The organism is Pseudarthrobacter phenanthrenivorans Sphe3, assembly GCF_000189535.1.
GTDB lineage: Bacteria > Actinomycetota > Actinomycetes > Actinomycetales > Micrococcaceae > Arthrobacter > Arthrobacter phenanthrenivorans.
Genome location: NC_015145.1, coordinates 376989 through 392871 on the forward strand (window position 1 = coordinate 376989; position 15883 = coordinate 392871).

A 15883-nucleotide genomic window follows, 5' to 3' on the forward strand; every position below is an offset into this window, starting at 1 on the left:
CCAGAACCAACCCTGGAAACAACAGGTAGAAGCTGGGCCAAAAAGAATTCCCAAAAAAATTTCCATGCAAGTGCATCCAACTCTGATGCTGCGCCGGTAGTAGGGGTGTAAGCAAAACACGCCCGCACGGCGGGCCGATCAAGGAGAAGGACATGCGCAACAGGATCTTCACAGCAGGCGCCGGAGCAGCGGCAATCGCAGCTGCCATCGCTCTCGCCGGCCCTGCACAGGCGGCAGAAGGGGACGCCCAGCTTTCCGTCCTCCATGGCGTCCCGGGCCTCACCGTGGACGTCTGGGTCAACGGCGACCGAACACTGGACGATTTCACCCCCGGCACCCTGGCCGGTCCGCTCGCCCTGCCGGCGGGCGCCTACGAACTGGCCATCACGGCCTCGGATGCCGCCGACGCCTCCGCAGCCGTCATCGGCCCCGTCAGCGTGACCCTGGCCGCCAACGGCAACTACACCGCCGTCGCCAACCTCGACGCGGCAGGCAACCCCACCGCCAACCTCTTCACCAATGACGTCTCGCAGATCGAGGCAGGCAAGGGCAAACTGACCGTCCGGCACACGGCTGCCGCTCCCGCCGTCGACGTCCTCGCCGGTGGTTCCGCGGTCATCTCCAACCTTGCCAATCCAAACGAGCAGACCCTCACGCTGGACCCCGGCACCATCTCGGCTGCCGTCGCTGCCACCGGGACCACAGCCCCGGTCATCGGCCCGGCCGATGTCACAGTCGCCGAGGGAACGCACACAGTGGTGTACGCCTGGGGCAGCCTGGCGAACAACAACCTCCAGCTGGCCGTGCAGACGATCGAGGGCCTGCATTCGGCCCCCGCTTCGGTGCCGGGAGCCCTTGACGGTTCAGTGACGCCTGCTGCGGCAGACCCTGCCGCGCTGACCATCGGTATCGGTGCCGCTGCCCTTGCCCTGCTCCTCGCCGGACTGGGCGCCGCCCGCACGGTTGCAGCCCGCCGGACCCGGTAGCAACCCCCGCGGCCGCCCGGTGAAAGCCGGGCGGCCGTCCCTTTTCCAACCACTTCCCCGCCCGGGCGCACCAGTCAACCGGGCAAGCGCGCGCGAAAGGCCGGAGAGATGAAAACAAGCACGACGACGGCAGGGGAGTCCCGCCGTCGTCCCCCTGTACTTCCTGGTACCGCACTCCTGCTGGCCGGCGCCTTGCTGCTCCCCGCCTGCGCGGCCCCTCCCGCACCGCAGGATGCCTCCTCCGGCCCGGCGTCGAGCCAGGAAGCCTCGAGCCGGGAAGCACTGCCGGAGCGGCCGGCAGCATCCGCCACCCCGGCAGCTCCCGCTCCGGCGGATGCTGCGAATCCAGCACCCGGCAGTCCAGCGTCGGGGGGTGCCGCTTCCGGGATTCCGGTGCGACCGGCCACCCCGGCTGCCGCGGCCCCTGTGCCGGCACCCATCTCGCTCACCGTTGCCGGAACCACCATCGATATGCCCGTGGTGCCCGGCGGCGTGTCAGGCGAGGGGGCCATGGAGATCCCTGACGCCTTCGACCGTGCCGCATGGTACCGGTACGGCCCCGCGCCCGGAGCGGCCGCCGGTACCGCCGTGATTGCAGGACACATCGATACGAAATCCGACAGTGCCCCGTTCTCGCAGCTCAAATCCGTGGCTTCCGGAACGCTGATCAGGGTGGGCCGGGAGGGCGCCCCCGCCGTGAACTACCGGGTGGTCAGGGTGGAGCTTATGGCCAAGGACAGGTTCGACGGCAGTTCGGTGTTCCGCCGCTCCGGACCGCACGAACTCAAGGTTGTCACCTGCGGCGGCAAGTGGCTGGACGAACGAATGGACTACAGCGACAATGTGATTGTCACTGCGGTTCCCGAATAAGCCGTGAGCCCGCCGTGTTTCTCGCCACCGATGCCGGGAAGGAGCCCCGTTTGGTACCTCCCGACCAGTCCCCGCCGGGGTGGGAAGACGGCCTGACGCCCTCTTTCCTGGCGGGGGACGAGCGCGCACTGGCCGCCGCCTACCGGGAGTTTGCCCCTCTGGTGCACACCCTGGCGCTGCGCTCGCTGCCGGACCGTTCGGCCGCCGACGATGTCACGCAGGAGGTCTTCATCCGCGTCTGGCGCTCCAGGAATACCTTCAACCCGCAAGTGGCACGGCTCCCTGCCTGGATCGTGGGCATTACCAGGAACGTCATCTCGGACACCCTCTCGGCGTCGACCAGGGAACGGCAGAAGGCGCTCGCGGTGGCCGGAACCACGGCGGCAAGCGAAGCCGGCACCGGCCTCGGGGACGCCGAAATCCTCGCCGACAGGCTGCTCCTGGACGGGGAACTGGACAGGCTCGGCGAACCGCAGGGCTCCATTATGAAGCTTGCGTTCTACGATGACCTGACGCACGAACAGATCTCGCGGAAGCTTGGCCTGCCCCTTGGTACCGTCAAGAGCCATATCCGCCGCAGCCTGTCCCACCTGAGAAACAGATTGGAGGTCAACCATGCCGCATCTTGATCCGGAAGAGTTGAGCCTCCTCGCACTGTACGCCGACTGGGAAGACGGCGCCGGCAGGGAGCATCTGCGTATCTGCCCTGAGTGCGCTGCGGACTATGCGGCGCTGCGGCGGGCGGTGGAAGCCGTCAAAACCACCCCTGACGCTGCCAGCCTGGAAACCCCCGGGCCCCAGGTATGGGCAGGCATCCACCGCGAACTGGGCCTCTCCGCGTCCGTCCAGGAAGACCCCCTGGCCGGTATCCGGGAACGGTCCGGCGCTGCCCCCGAGACGGAGGTGCAGGAAGCGGAGGTGAAGGAAGCGGAGGTGCCGGAGGCGGGAAGGCCCGGCGGTTCCCGGCCCGAACCCGGCGCAGCTCCCGGGGATCGGGCTGCCGCGCCTGTCTCGCTGCAGGACCGGGCTGTCTCGCTGCAGGACCGGGCCAGGAGCCGTGCTGCCCGGCGCGGCGGCGCTGCCTGGTGGCAGCGCCCCGGAGCCTGGATGGCTGCGGCCGCCGCGGCCGTGCTGGTCACCGCAGGAGCTGTTTGGTCCCTCAACCGGGCACCCGAGCCGCTGGCCCAGGCCGACCTCGCGCCGCTGCCCCAGTACTCCGCGGCCGGCTCTGCAAAGGTGGTGGAATCACCGGACGGTTCGCGGTCCTTGGAGATCAGGCTCAGCAAGGACGAGGCACAGGGCTACCAGGAGGTGTGGCTGATCGCCCCGGACCTGTCCAAGCTGGTCAGCCTGGGCGTGATGAACTCGGATTCCGGGACCTTCGAGCTGCCTGCCGGCCTTGAGCTCTCCGAATACCCCATCGTTGACGTCTCCGACGAGCCTATTGACGGCAACCCCGCCCACTCAAGCGTCAGTATCGCCCGGGGCACGCTCAACACCTGACGGTTCGGAGTGCTTGCTGTCCTTGCTTCCACGCTGCAGCAGGGAAACTGCCTTGCTCCATTGCGTAGCCAGGATCATGACCACCAGCGCGGCAGCCGCATGAAGGTGGAGCATCAGGTGCAGTGAATGGGCGGCGGTTTCCTGCCGGGGCGTTCCCTGTGATGTTGGATCCTGGTACGCCGTTTCCCCATGGCCATGTCCCGGCAGGGCGAAACCGCTGGAGGTGGAAAACGCGGCAAAGGCCAGGTGCAGCAGCTGCTGTGCCAGTGCGGCGGCCAGGAGTACGCCCCACAGCGGCAGTGGGCGCCGGCCGGTTATCGACGCCGCCATTCCCGCCAGCGCCGCCAGCGCGGCCAGGATGGGAATTCCGGGGGCCTGGCCGCCGGCAGCGAGGTGTGCCGCCAGTCCCAGCCCCACCGACAGGGGCCCGGCGAGCCAAACGGGGGAAGCCGTCCAGGTGGCGCGCGCGGGGGCGCCGCTCCCGGTCACCGCGTACGCGCCGTCCATGGGTTCCCCTTCCGTGACCATCTCCCCCAGTCTTCCTTGCCCGTACCCGTTTGGGCGGGACTTACTCCGTGTACCGGCCGTTGCCACTGACCTTGCGCTCCCCAAGCTGGCGCTGAAGACGGGATGCGGACCGGCCAAGCTGTTGACTTCACTCTTGTTAGCGCTCACAATTGGACGCAGGCCGCGAAGTTGCGGCAGCTATGGAGGAAGTTTCTTATGGACGCAATGGACGCCCCGGACACCTACGTGGTGGGCGTGGATTATGGAACGCTGTCGGGCCGGGCAGTGGTGGTGCGGGTGCACGACGGCAAGGAGCTGGGCAGCGGGGTGTATGACTATCCGCACGCCGTGGTGACCGATGTCCTGCCGCCGGATGTGGCCGGCGAGGACGCCCCGCGGCTTCCCGGGGAGTGGGCCCTGCAGGTGCCCAACGACTATCGCGACGTACTCCGCCACGCCGTACCGGAAGCCGTTGCCGCGGCAGGGATCGACCCGGCCGCCGTCGTCGGTATTGCGACGGACTTCACCGCCTGCACCATGGTGCCGGCCAAGGCGGACGGCACCCCGCTGAACGAACTGCCCGGATTTGAAAACCGGCCGCATGCCTACGTGAAGCTCTGGCGGCACCACGCTGCGCAGGGCCAGGCGGACCGGATCAACCGGCTGGCCGCTGAACGCGGGGAGGACTGGCTGCCCCGCTACGGCGGGCTTATTTCTTCCGAATGGGAGTTCGCCAAGGGCCTGCAACTGCTGGAAGAAGATCCCGAAGCCTACGCTGCGATGGACCACTGGGTTGAGGCTGCGGACTGGATCGTCTGGCAGCTGTGCGGCCGGTACGTCCGCAACGCCTGCACCGCCGGCTATAAGGGGATCTACCAGGACGGGCGCTACCCGTCGGAGGAGTTCCTGGCAGCCTTGAACCCGCAGTTCACGGACTTCGTCAGCAGCAAGCTCGAGCACACCATCGGCCGGCTGGGCGACGCCGCCGGGCACCTCACCGCTGAAGCGGCCGCCTGGACCGGCCTGCCGGAAGGCATCGCCGTGGCCGTGGGCAACGTGGACGCCCACGTCACCGCCCCGGCCGCGAAGGCTGTGGACCCCGGGCAGCTGGTGGCCATCATGGGCACCTCCACCTGCCACGTCATGAACGGCACGGAACTCCGTGAAGTGCCGGGCATGTGCGGAGTGGTGGACGGCGGCATCGTGGACGGGCTCTGGGGTTACGAGGCCGGCCAGTCCGGCGTGGGGGACATCTTCGGCTGGTTCACCAAGTTCGGCGTGCCGCCCGAATACCACCGCGCCGCTGCTAAAGCGGGGCTGGGCATCCACGAATACCTCACCGAACTGGCTTCCGGTCAGGCCATTGGCGAACACGGACTCATTGCCCTGGACTGGCACTCGGGCAACCGCTCAGTGCTGGTGGACCATGAACTGTCCGGTGTCGTGGTGGGGCAGACGCTGGCCACCAGGCCCGAAGACACCTACCGGGCCCTGCTCGAAGCTACGGCGTTCGGCACCCGGACCATCGTGGACGCTTTCCGCGACGCCGGTGTTCCCGTCAAGGAGTTCATCGTGGCCGGCGGCCTGCTGAAGAACCCGCTCCTGATGCAGATCTACGCTGACGTCACAGGGCTGCAGCTGTCCACCATAGGCTCTGCCCAGGGCCCGGCTCTGGGATCGGCCATCCACGCCGCCGTGGCTGCCGGAAAGTATGCCGACATCCGCGAAGCAGCGGCCGCGATGGGTTCGGAACCGGGTGAGGTGTACACGCCGATCGCCGAAAATGTTGCAGCGTACGAGGAGCTCTTCCAGGAATACCGGACCCTGCACGACTACTTCGGCCGCGGCAGCAACGACGTTATGCACCGGCTCAAGGCGATCCAGCGCCGGGCTGCCGGTCCCCTGCTGTCCACGCCTGCCGCCTCACGCAGCGCCGTGGAGGTGTCCGCATGAGCTCCGAAATCCTCGGGACAGAAATCCTCGGGACCATTGCGCGGATCCGGGAAGAAGTCTGCGCCCTGCACGCCGAGCTGACCCGGTACCAGCTGGTGGTGTGGACTGCTGGCAACGTTTCGGCCCGGGTGCCCGGCCAGGAGCTGATGGTGATCAAACCCTCGGGAGTCTCGTACCAGGACCTGACGCCGGAGCAGATGGTGGTCACGGATCTGTACGGCGTGCCTGTCGCGGGAGACGCAACAGGTGAGTGGGGCAACCCGGCCCTCTCGCCGTCGTCGGACACTGCAGCGCATGCCTACGTTTACCGGCACATGCCGGAGGTGGGCGGGGTGGTGCACACCCACTCCACCTACGCAACGGCCTGGGCAGCCCGCGGCGAGGCCATTCCGTGCGTGCTGACCATGATGAGCGATGAATTTGGCGGGGAGATCCCGGTGGGGCCGTTCGCGCTGATCGGTGATGACTCCATAGGCCACGGCATTGTGGAGACGCTGAAGAACTCGAATTCGCCGGCAGTGCTGATGCAGAACCATGGCCCGTTCACCATCGGCAAGGACGCCAAATCCGCGGTCAAGGCGGCGGTGATGTGCGAGGAAGTGGCGCGCACCGTCCATATCGCCCGGCAGTTGGGTGACCCCATCGCCATTGACCAGGGCCACATTGAATCCCTTTATGCCCGCTACCAGAACGTTTACGGCCAATAGCAGGCCCGCACACTTTCCAGGAGACCCCATGAATACCGCAGCATCCACTTCCCTCGACGGCTACGAGGTCTGGTTCCTCACCGGCAGCCAGCACCTCTACGGCGAGGACGTCCTGAAGCAGGTGGCCGCCCAGTCGCAGGAGATCGCCAACCAGCTCAATGCCAGCTCCGCCGTCCCGGTGCGGATCGTGTGGAAGCCGGTCCTGACCGACTCGGATGCCATCCGCCGCACTGCCCTGGAGGCAAACTCCGATGATTCCGTCATCGGCGTCACGGCCTGGATGCACACCTTCTCCCCGGCGAAGATGTGGATCCAGGGCCTTGACCTGCTTCGCAAGCCGCTGCTGCACCTGCACACGCAGGCCAACCGGGACCTGCCCTGGGCGGACATCGATTTCGACTTCATGAACCTGAACCAGGCCGCCCACGGCGACCGCGAGTTCGGCTACATCCAGTCCCGCCTGGGCATCGCGCGGAAGACCGTCGTGGGACATGTCTCCAACCCCGAGGTTGCGCGCCAAGTGGGCTCCTGGCAGCGCGCCGCTGCCGGCTGGGCCGCCGTCCGGACACTGAAGCTGACCCGTTTCGGCGACAACATGCGCAACGTGGCCGTCACCGAAGGCGACAAGACCGAGGCGGAGCTCCGCTTCGGCGTCGCTGTCAACACCTGGTCCGTCAACGAGCTTGCCGATGCCGTGCACGGCGCGGAGGAGTCCGACGTCGACGCCCTGGTGGCCGAGTATGAGTACCTTTACGAGGTGGTGCCGGAGCTCCGCGCAGGCGCGGCCCGCCACGAGTCCCTCCGATATGGCGCGCGGATCGAGCTGGGCCTGCGCAGCTTCCTGGAAGCCAACGGCTCCGCCGCGTTCACCACGTCCTTCGAGGACCTCGGCGCCCTCCGGCAGCTCCCGGGCCTTGCCGTGCAGCGGCTCATGGCGGCGGGCTACGGCTTCGGCGCCGAAGGGGACTGGAAGACTGCCATCCTGGTCCGTGCCGCCAAGGTGATGGGCGGTGACCTGCCTGGCGGCGCGTCGCTGATGGAGGACTACACCTACCACCTGGAACCCGGGGCCGAGAAGATCCTCGGCGCCCACATGCTGGAGGTCTGCCCCTCCCTGACCGCCACCAAGCCGCGCCTGGAAATCCATCCGCTCGGCATCGGCGGCAAGGAGGACCCCGTGCGCCTGGTGTTCGACGCCGATGCCTCCCCGGGCGTCGTTGTGGCCTTGTCCGACATGCGGGACCGCTTCCGCCTGGTGGCCAACGCCGTGGACGTGGTGCCGCTGGACCAGCCGCTGCCCAACCTGCCCGTGGCCCGAGCACTCTGGCAGCCCAAGCCGGACTTCGCCACTTCCGCGGCCGCCTGGCTTACCGCCGGCGCGGCGCACCACACGGTGCTGTCCACCCAGGTGGGCATGGACGTGTTCGAGGACTTCGCTGAAATCGCCAAGACGGAGTTGCTTACCATCGACGAGGGAACCACCATCCGCCAGTTCAAGAAGGACCTGAACTGGAACGCCGCCTACTACAAGCTGGCCGGGGGAATCTGAGCCGCCCGGTCAGGCGACAGCTCGACGCTAGGCTTCGGCTGGACGCGTACAGGCTCCGGAGGCAACGGCCTCCGGAGCCTGTTGTGCTTTCGGCGCCCGGCGGTTCCTAATGGCCGAAGTGGGCCCGCGGGGCACCCTCCGGAAGCCGTTCCAGGATGTCCTCGGCCACCCGGCGCACCTTGATATTCCGGTGGCTTGAGGCCTTGGCGAGGATGGAAAAGGCCTCGTGGTACGAACACCTGTTCTGGGCCATGATCACGCCGCAGGCCACATTGATGGAGGTGCGGCTGTCCAGGGCGGTACGGAGATCCGTGGCCATGGACCTGGCCGAGTGGAGGTCGATGGCCATGTCCAGGCTCTTGGCCGCAAGGCCGGCGAACGTCCTGGCCTCGGCAATGACCGGCAGCGGAAATGCCTTGGCATCCTGGGCAAAAAAGGCCAGCGCCGCGCTTGCCCCGCCGGAGCCCGCTTCGCCTTCCGTGGTATCAGCTCCTGCTTCGGCTCCCACCCGGAGCCGTACTCCCATCGCACTGCCGAAGCCGGCCAATTGGAGTTGGGTCGAGAAACGTGGCCAGCGGAAGTCGCCATTCCTTTGAAGCACTGCCACAGGATGGCCCCCGGCCAGTACCTCGTTCAACGGGCCCTCATTGGCTTCCTGTTCCCATTCCAGGAGGCGGACCACTTCGTCCGAGGTGCCCGCGACCGCGGGGTTCCGCTTGGGCTGGTGCACCACCACGCCGCAGTCGATCCTGAGGCCCGTTGCCCTCACCACAGTCTTCACTGTTGCGTCGGCCAGCAGGTCCAGGGATTCGCGAAGGCTGTGGGTGCCGCTGATGAGATCCAGCAGGAGCCTGTCCTGGCCTCCGGCCTCGCCGAGTCCTGCCGCCGCATCCGGGAGGGGACGGACCTGCTGGGGGCCCGAACCTTGCCTGGAACGAAGAGGGCCGGCGACGGCTGGGGGAGAGGCCTTGGTCTCGAAGGCCTCCTCGTCGCCGGCCCCGCTCAATACCCGCGTCCTGCGGACCGGGAAACCTGAGCTTATGTGTTGTCTATGCATTGCAGTCTCACACCCCCTACGTGAGCCAAGTACTACGAGCCAGAACGCGTCTTGTCTCTGAAGAAAAACCTAGTTCCGGCGCCAACAGCGGTGAACGCGTAACAGGTACCTGACTTTGAGATTAGGTAGTACTTGGATTTTTCGCCCGGCTACTCGGCTCTGTTTGTTTCCGCAGGTCAACGGGCAGGGGCTGCGGGGAGGCCAGGGAGGCCGCGGGGCGCCCTGACCTCGTCCAGCCGCGAGGGGAGTGCTTGACTCGGGTGGCAAAAGCACGAAGAATGACTTTCTATAACGTTGTAAAAGATGAAACGAGGATGTTTTCGTGACTGCTGCAGAACCAGCCGCAAAGATCACCCTGGACCCGGCCTTCACGGTGGGACCTGTCCGGCGGCGCACCTTCGGTGCCTTCGTGGAGCACTTGGGTCGTTGTGTCTACACCGGCATCTTTGAGCCGGAACACCCCGGGGCCGATGAGGATGGATTCCGTACGGACGTGCTGGAGCTGACCCGGGAACTGGGGGTTTCCACTGTCCGCTACCCGGGCGGCAACTTCGTCTCCGGATACCGGTGGGAGGACGGCGTCGGTCCAGCGGACAAGCGTCCGGTCCGCCTTGACCTTGCCTGGCACTCCACAGACCCCAACCTGGTGGGGGTGGACGAGTTCGCCAAATGGTCCGCCAAAGCCGGCGTGGAAACCATGATGGCCGTGAACCTGGGCACCCGCGGCACCCAGGAGGCGCTGGACCTGCTGGAGTACTGCAATGTCGACGGCGGCACGGCCTTTTCGGACCAGCGCAAGGCCAACGGCGCGGAGAACGGCTACGGCATCAGGATGTGGTGCCTCGGTAACGAGATGGACGGCCCCTGGCAGATCGGGCACAAGAATGCGCTGGAGTATGGCCGCCTTGCTGCCGACACCGCCCGTGGCATGCGCATGATTGACCCGGACCTCGAGCTCGTGGCCTGCGGCAGCTCCGGCCCCACCATGAGCACCTTCGGTGAATGGGAACGCGTGGTGCTCTCCGAGACCTACGAGCTGGTGGACCTGATCTCCGCGCACCAGTATTTCGAAGACTTCGGTGACCTGCAGGAACACCTCTCCGCGGGGCACCGGATGGAGGCCTTCATCCACGACATCGTCAGCCACATCGACCACGTGAAGTCGGTGAAGAAGTCCACCAGGCAGGTGAACATCTCCTTCGACGAGTGGAACGTGTGGCACATGAGCCGGGACGAGTCGAAGGTACCCACAGGCAAGGACTGGCCGGTGGCCCCCGTCCTGCTGGAGGACACCTACACGGTGGCCGACGCCGTCGTCGTAGGCGACCTCCTGGTCACGCTGCTCAAGAACACGGACCGCGTCCACTCAGCCAGCCTGGCGCAGCTGGTCAACGTCATCGCCCCCATCATGACGGAGCCCGGCGGCCGAGCCTGGAAGCAGACCACCTTCCACCCGTTCGCCCTCACCTCCCGCCATGCCTCCGGCACCGTGCTGCAGCTCGCCGTCGAATCCCCGCTGGTCAGCGGCGGCAAGACCAAAGACTTTGCCGCGGTGTCCGCCGTCGCAACTTATGACGCGGACAAGGGCGAGGCTGTTGTGTTCGCCGTCAACCGCTCGGCCACGGACGTACTTGGCCTGGACGCCGTGGTGTCGGGCCTGGGCAATGTGCGCGTGGTGGAGGCCCTCACCTACAGCAACAAGGATCCGTACTGGCAGGCCACGGCCGATGACTCAACCTCCGTCCTGCCGGCGGAGAACCTGTCAGTGAAGGTCGACGGCGGCCGGCTCACCGCGCAGTTGCCTGCAGTGTCCTGGTCCATGATCCGGTTGGCAGTGGGCGGGTAGCACCTATGGGAGGGCCGCATGACGACGGCGGCCCTCCTCTGGGAGGATGGACCGCATGGAATTGCACATCACGGGGGACCCCGCCGCGGACAAGTTGTTGAGTGAGGACGCCTTTGCGCTGCTGACGGGGATGCTGCTGGACCAGCAGGTCACCATGGAATCGGCATTCGCGGGGCCGGAGAAGATCAGGTCCAGGATCGGCTCCATGAAGCCCGAGGCCATCGCCGCGCAGGAGCCGCAGGCGTTCGTGGAGATGTTCAAGGAGCGCCCGGCGGTCCACCGTTTCCCCGGTTCCATGGCGGCGCGGGTCCAGGCGCTCGCGGAGACCGTCCAGAGCGAGTGGGACGGTGATGCAACGCTGATCTGGACCAAGGGTGACCCTGATGGCGCCGAGGTGCTGCGCCGGCTCAAGGCGCTGCCCGGGTTTGGCGAGCAAAAGGCCAAAATCTTCCTGGCGCTGCTCGGCAAGCAGTGCGGCCTGCAGGCACCGGGGTGGCGTGAAGCCGCCGGGCACTACGGCGAGGAAGGCTCCTACCTGTCGGTCGCCGACATCGTGGACCCCGAGTCCCTTGCCAAGGTGCGGGCCAGCAAGCAGGCGGCCAAGGCTGCCGCGAAGGCAGCCAAGTCCTGACAGCCAGTGGTGGGACCGCAACGTCCCGCTGAGCCGCCTGCACCTCCGTTTGCCGTAGTCGAGCTGGCGTCTGCAACGATGTATGGCAGGAACGTGCGGAACCATACGAAGGAGCCATGATGGCGGTCACCATGAATGACGTTGCGAGGGCGGCGGGGGTATCGCTGAAGACGGTTTCCAATGTGCTCAATGACTACGAGTTCATCCGGCCCGCCACCAAGAAGCGGGTCCAGGACGCAATCGCCGAGCTGGGCTACGAGGCAAACCTGACGGCGCGGAGCCTGCGGTCCGGAAAGACCAGGATGCTGGGCCTGGTCCTGTCCGACCTGTCTGCGCCCTACTACGCGGAGCTGGCCTCAAGGCTGATGAAGGCGGCATCCCGGCGCGGTTACCGGGTCCTGGTGGAACAGTCGGATGCCGTGGCGGAGGCGGAAATCAATGCGCTCCAGGGGCCGTTCCGGCAGCTCACGGACGGGCTGCTGTTCACGCCCCTGATGATCGACGCCGAGACCATCGCCGGCCGCCAGGGCAGGAAGCCGCTGGTGCTCCTGGGCGAACACATCCTGGATCCGCGGTTCGACCTGGTCACCATGAAGAACGAGGAAGCTGCGGCTGCCCTGACAGCGCACCTGGTGGCTGCCGGCCGCCGTCGTATTGCCGTGATAGGTGCCCACCCGGAAGAATCAGCGGGCAGCGCGGGCCTGCGGCTCAACGGCTACCGTGCCGCGTTGGAGCAGGCTGGCGTACCCTTCGACCCGGCGCTGATCGCCCCCTGCGAGTGGCGCCGGGACAACGGCGCCGCCGCCGTGGCCGGGCTCCTGGACAGCGGCGTGCAGTTCGACGCCGTGTTCGGCCTAAATGACGTCCTGGCCCTCGGCGCCATGCACGAACTGCTGATCCGCGGCGTCCGGGTTCCTGCGGACGTGGCCGTAGCAGGCTTTGACGACATCGATGAGGCCCGCTTTGCGTCGCCCTCGCTGACCACCGTTTCGCCGGGAATGGAGGAGATCGCCGAGCGCTCAATCGGCCTGCTGCTTGACCGGATCGAGGGCCGGGAAGAGTCCGGCGAGGGCGTGCACGTGGAAGCCGGCTTCAGCCTGCAGGTCCGGGAGTCCGCCCCGTAGGTTTCGCCCGGCCAACCTCGGGGTACTTTTCCTGCAACGCTGAATGAGGGAAAGGTCCCACGTGATTGCACTTCTTGTTATCGACATGCAGAACGCGTTCTTCGAGGCGCCGGAACTTGCCGCGCAGCAGAAGGAGTTGGTTGCGTCCTGCAACAAGCTGCTGGAGGCTTTCAAGGCCAGCGGCCACAAGGCACTGATCGTGGGGACGGAGCACGAGCGGGACAAGTCAACGTGGAGCCTGAACATGCTCGACGACGACCAGGGCTTTATCTTCCGCGGCAGCGAGCAGGCACAGGCTGTTCCCGGCCTCGCGATCGACGGCCTGCCGCAGCTGAACAAGACCCGGGACAGCGCGTTCGTGGGTACCAACCTGCTGTCCCGGCTACGGAACTGGGGGGCCGACGAGGTGGTGCTCGCCGGCGTGTCCACGCACAACTGCATCGCCCAGACGGGGGCTGACGCCTTCGCCCACAACATCCGGGCCACCTACGCCAAGGATGCGATGGCGTCGGAGGACAACCAGGACGCCGCGGACATGCTCCGCATCCTTTCCACCAGTTACCGCCAGCCGGTCCAGTCCACCGAGGAGATCATGGCACGGCTCGCCCGCTGAGCCGTCCCGGCAGGACAGCCGCCGCTAACAAAACTGAAACGTGGCGGAAACGTCCGCAACCTACTGTGGGTCCCACGCCGCCGCCAAGCGGCCTGTCGAAGGGACCCCCATGCACCTGATGCCGCGTGAGCAGGAAAAACTCCTGATCGTGGTGGCCGCCGACCTCGCGCGACGCCGCCAGGCACGCGGACTCAAGCTGAACTACCCCGAGGCCGTAGCCATCATCAGCTACGAACTGATCGAGGGCGCCCGTGACGGCCGCAGCGTGGCCGACCTCATGAGCTTTGGCACCACCCTGCTCCGCCGGGAGGACGTCATGGAGGGTGTGCCCGAGATGATCCACGACGTGCAGATCGAGGCAACCTTCCCCGACGGCACCAAGCTCGTCACCGTCCACGATCCCATCCGCTGAAGGGTCACGCCATGATTCCAGGAGAGTACATCCTCCGGCCCGAGCCGGTGACGGCGAACGCCGGGCGCGAGGCGGTAGACGTCGTCGTCACCAACACCGGCGACCGGCCCGTCCAGGTGGGCTCGCACTTCCACTTTGCCGAGGCCAATGCTGCGCTGAGCTTCGACCGCCAGTCAGCGTTCGGCCGCAGGCTGGATATCCCCGCCGGCACGGCAGCTCGTTTTGAACCGGGGGACTCCCGGAACGTTCGCCTGATCGAACTGGCGGGCAGCCGTGAGGTGTACGGCCTCAGCAATGCTGTCAACGGAAAGCTCGACGGCGGCACCCGCCAGGGCAGGTCCGTCACGGAAGGGGACGGCAAGTGAGCTTTGAGATCCCCCGCCGGCAGTACGCCGATTTGTACGGCCCCACCACCGGCGACGCGATCCGCCTGGCGGACACCGACTTGTTCCTCGAGATCGAGAAAGACCTTACGGTCTACGGGGAGGAGGTGGTCTTTGGCGGCGGCAAAGTGATCCGGGACGGCATGGGCCAGAACGGGCAGGTGACACGCGACGGGGATCCTGAAGATGACGGCGTCCCGGATACAGTCATCACCAACGCCGTGATCCTGGACTACACCGGCATCTACAAGGCCGATGTGGCACTCAAGGACGGCCATATCTTCAGGATCGGCAAGGCCGGCAACCCGCAGATCACGGACGGCGTGGACATCGTGATCGGCGCCAGCACCGAAATCATCGCCGGCGAACGCAAGATCCTCACCGCCGGGGGAGTGGACACGCACATCCACTTCATCTCCCCGGACCAGATCCCCGCGGCCCTGACCAGCGGCATCACCACCATGATCGGCGGCGGCACCGGCCCGGCCGAGGGCACCAAGGCCACCACGGTGACACCGGGGAAGTGGCACATCCAGCGGATGCTCCAAGCCGCCGAAGGCTTCCCCATGAACATCGGCCTGTTCGGCAAAGGCCACGCGTCCGCCGTCGAACCCCTTGCCGAGCAGATCCGGGCCGGTGCGGTCGGGCTGAAGGTCCACGAGGACTGGGGGTCCACCACCTCCTCCATCGACACGTCCCTGACCGTCGCCGACGAATACGATGTCCAGGTTGCCATCCACACCGACACCCTGAACGAGTGCGGCTTCGTGGAGGACACCATCCGGGCCATCAACGGCAGGGTCATCCACACGTTCCATACCGAGGGAGCAGGCGGCGGGCACGCGCCGGACATCATCAAGATCGCGGGGATGCCGAACGTCCTGCCTGCGTCCACCAACCCCACACTGCCGTACACCCGGAATACCATCGAGGAGCACCTGGACATGCTCATGGTGTGCCACCACCTCAACCCGGACATTCCCGAGGACGTCGCCTTCGCCGATTCCCGCATCCGGGCCGAAACCATCGCGGCCGAGGACGTCCTGCAGGACCTCGGCATCTTCTCCATCACCTCCTCCGATTCCCAGGCGATGGGCCGGGTGGGCGAGGTGATCACCCGCACCTGGCAGGTGGCGGACAAGATGAAGAAGCAGCGCGGGGTTTTGGAGGATGACGACGGCGGGGCCCACGGCAGTGCGGGCAGCGACAACTTCCGGCTCAAGCGCTACGTGGCCAAGTACACCATCAACCCGGCCATCGCCCAGGGCATCGCCGACACCGTCGGCTCCGTGGAGGTGGGCAAGTTCGCGGACCTGGTGCTGTGGGATCCTGCCTTCTTCGGCGTGAAACCCGAGCTGGTACTCAAGGGCGGGCAGATCGCGTATGCGCTCATGGGGGATGCCAACGCCTCCATCCCCACCCCGCAGCCGCGCAGCATGCGCCCCATGTTCGCCGCGTTCGGCAAGGCAGTCCAGCAGTGCTCGATCACCTTCCTGTCCCAGGCGGCGATCGACGCCGGCGTCCCCCACGAACTGGGGTTGGAGAAGGTCATCCGGCCCGTTTCCGGAATCCGTACGCTCACCAAAGCCGACCTCAAGTACAACGACGCCACCCCGGACATCCAGGTGGACCCGGAAACCTATCAGGTCACGGTCGACGGCGAGGACGTCACCTGCGAGCCGTCCGACGTCCTGCCCATGGCGCAGCGCTACTTCCTCTTCTGAATTCTTCCAAGCCCTCGG

The 15883-nt window shown here is 66.6% G+C and carries 16 protein-coding genes; 14 read left to right on the forward strand and 2 right to left on the reverse strand.

The genetic code is table 11. The annotated features are described in order from the left end of the window. The first annotated feature begins 152 nt into the window (after nt 1–152). The 4 genes from ASPHE3_RS01780 to ASPHE3_RS01795 all read left to right on the forward strand — a co-directional run bounded on the left by ASPHE3_RS01780 (nt 153) and on the right by ASPHE3_RS01795 (nt 3359). The gene (locus ASPHE3_RS01780) at nt 153–986 is read left to right on the forward strand and encodes a DUF4397 domain-containing protein (RefSeq protein ID WP_013599516.1); all 834 of its coding nucleotides are present in this window, start codon (nt 153–155) and stop codon (nt 984–986) included. Between the two features lie 108 nt (nt 987–1094). Further along, complete coding sequence (locus tag ASPHE3_RS21950; RefSeq protein WP_041651867.1) at nt 1095–1856, forward strand: class F sortase; 762 nt, start codon at nt 1095–1097, stop codon at nt 1854–1856. A 50-nt stretch (nt 1857–1906) separates the two neighbouring features. Continuing rightward, nucleotides 1907–2485 (forward strand): RNA polymerase sigma factor, encoded by a 579-nt coding sequence (locus tag ASPHE3_RS01790; protein WP_013599518.1) that lies wholly within the window; start codon nt 1907–1909, stop codon nt 2483–2485. Further along, on the forward strand, nt 2472–3359 hold the full coding sequence (locus ASPHE3_RS01795) for an anti-sigma factor domain-containing protein (protein ID WP_013599519.1): 888 nt from the start codon (nt 2472–2474) through the stop codon (nt 3357–3359). Before ASPHE3_RS01790 ends, ASPHE3_RS01795 begins: the two co-directional genes overlap by 14 nt. Here the strand turns inward: ASPHE3_RS01795 and ASPHE3_RS01800 are convergent. Continuing rightward, nucleotides 3321–3887 carry a hypothetical protein gene (locus ASPHE3_RS01800; RefSeq protein WP_013599520.1) on the reverse strand — a complete coding sequence of 189 codons (567 nt, stop codon included), beginning with the start codon at nt 3885–3887 and terminating at the stop codon, nt 3321–3323. The genes ASPHE3_RS01795 and ASPHE3_RS01800 overlap by 39 nt on opposite strands. A 195-nt stretch (nt 3888–4082) precedes the next feature. Between ASPHE3_RS01800 and araB the strand changes: the two genes are divergently transcribed. From araB to araA, 3 genes are read left to right on the forward strand one after another with little or no spacing between them, the layout of a single operon-like run. Further along, entirely contained in the window at nt 4083–5819 is a 1737-nt protein-coding gene (araB, locus tag ASPHE3_RS01805) for a ribulokinase (RefSeq protein ID WP_013599521.1), read from the forward strand. Then, complete coding sequence (locus tag ASPHE3_RS01810) at nt 5816–6526, forward strand: L-ribulose-5-phosphate 4-epimerase (RefSeq protein WP_013599522.1); 711 nt, start codon at nt 5816–5818, stop codon at nt 6524–6526. The genes araB and ASPHE3_RS01810 overlap by 4 nt, the downstream gene beginning before the upstream one ends. Nucleotides 6527–6554: 28 nt before the next feature. Continuing rightward, entirely contained in the window at nt 6555–8075 is a 1521-nt protein-coding gene (araA, locus tag ASPHE3_RS01815; RefSeq protein WP_013599523.1) for an L-arabinose isomerase, read from the forward strand. A 106-nt stretch (nt 8076–8181) separates the two neighbouring features. On the opposite strand, the gene ASPHE3_RS01820 is transcribed toward araA, so the two are convergent. After that, nucleotides 8182–9081: an ANTAR domain-containing protein gene (locus ASPHE3_RS01820; RefSeq protein ID WP_013599524.1), complete on the reverse strand. Its 900-nt coding sequence runs from the start codon at nt 9079–9081 to the stop codon at nt 8182–8184. A gap of 373 nt (nt 9082–9454) precedes the next feature. Between ASPHE3_RS01820 and arfA the strand changes: the two genes are divergently transcribed. The 7 genes from arfA (at nt 9455) to ureC (ending at nt 15865) form a co-directional block, all read left to right on the forward strand. Continuing rightward, nucleotides 9455–10978, forward strand: a complete 1524-nt coding sequence (gene arfA, locus ASPHE3_RS01825) for an arabinosylfuranosidase ArfA (protein ID WP_013599525.1) — start codon at nt 9455–9457, stop codon at nt 10976–10978. A gap of 46 nt (nt 10979–11024) precedes the next feature. Beyond that, complete coding sequence (locus tag ASPHE3_RS01830) at nt 11025–11609, forward strand: HhH-GPD-type base excision DNA repair protein (protein ID WP_041651870.1); 585 nt, start codon at nt 11025–11027, stop codon at nt 11607–11609. Between the two features lie 119 nt (nt 11610–11728). Further along, entirely contained in the window at nt 11729–12733 is a 1005-nt protein-coding gene (locus tag ASPHE3_RS01835) for a LacI family DNA-binding transcriptional regulator (RefSeq protein ID WP_041652472.1), read from the forward strand. A gap of 61 nt (nt 12734–12794) precedes the next feature. Next, entirely contained in the window at nt 12795–13346 is a 552-nt protein-coding gene (locus ASPHE3_RS01840; protein ID WP_013599528.1) for a cysteine hydrolase family protein, read from the forward strand. 109 nt (nt 13347–13455) lie between these two features. Beyond that, nucleotides 13456–13758: an urease subunit gamma gene (locus ASPHE3_RS01845; RefSeq protein ID WP_013599529.1), complete on the forward strand. Its 303-nt coding sequence runs from the start codon at nt 13456–13458 to the stop codon at nt 13756–13758. Nucleotides 13759–13769: 11 nt separating this feature from the next. Continuing rightward, nucleotides 13770–14123, forward strand: a complete 354-nt coding sequence (locus tag ASPHE3_RS01850; RefSeq protein WP_013599530.1) for an urease subunit beta — start codon at nt 13770–13772, stop codon at nt 14121–14123. Continuing rightward, a complete protein-coding gene (gene ureC / locus ASPHE3_RS01855; RefSeq protein ID WP_013599531.1) occupies nt 14120–15865 on the forward strand; it encodes an urease subunit alpha in 1746 nt (581 codons plus the stop codon). Before ASPHE3_RS01850 ends, ureC begins: the two co-directional genes overlap by 4 nt. Nucleotides 15866–15883 lie beyond the last annotated feature (18 nt).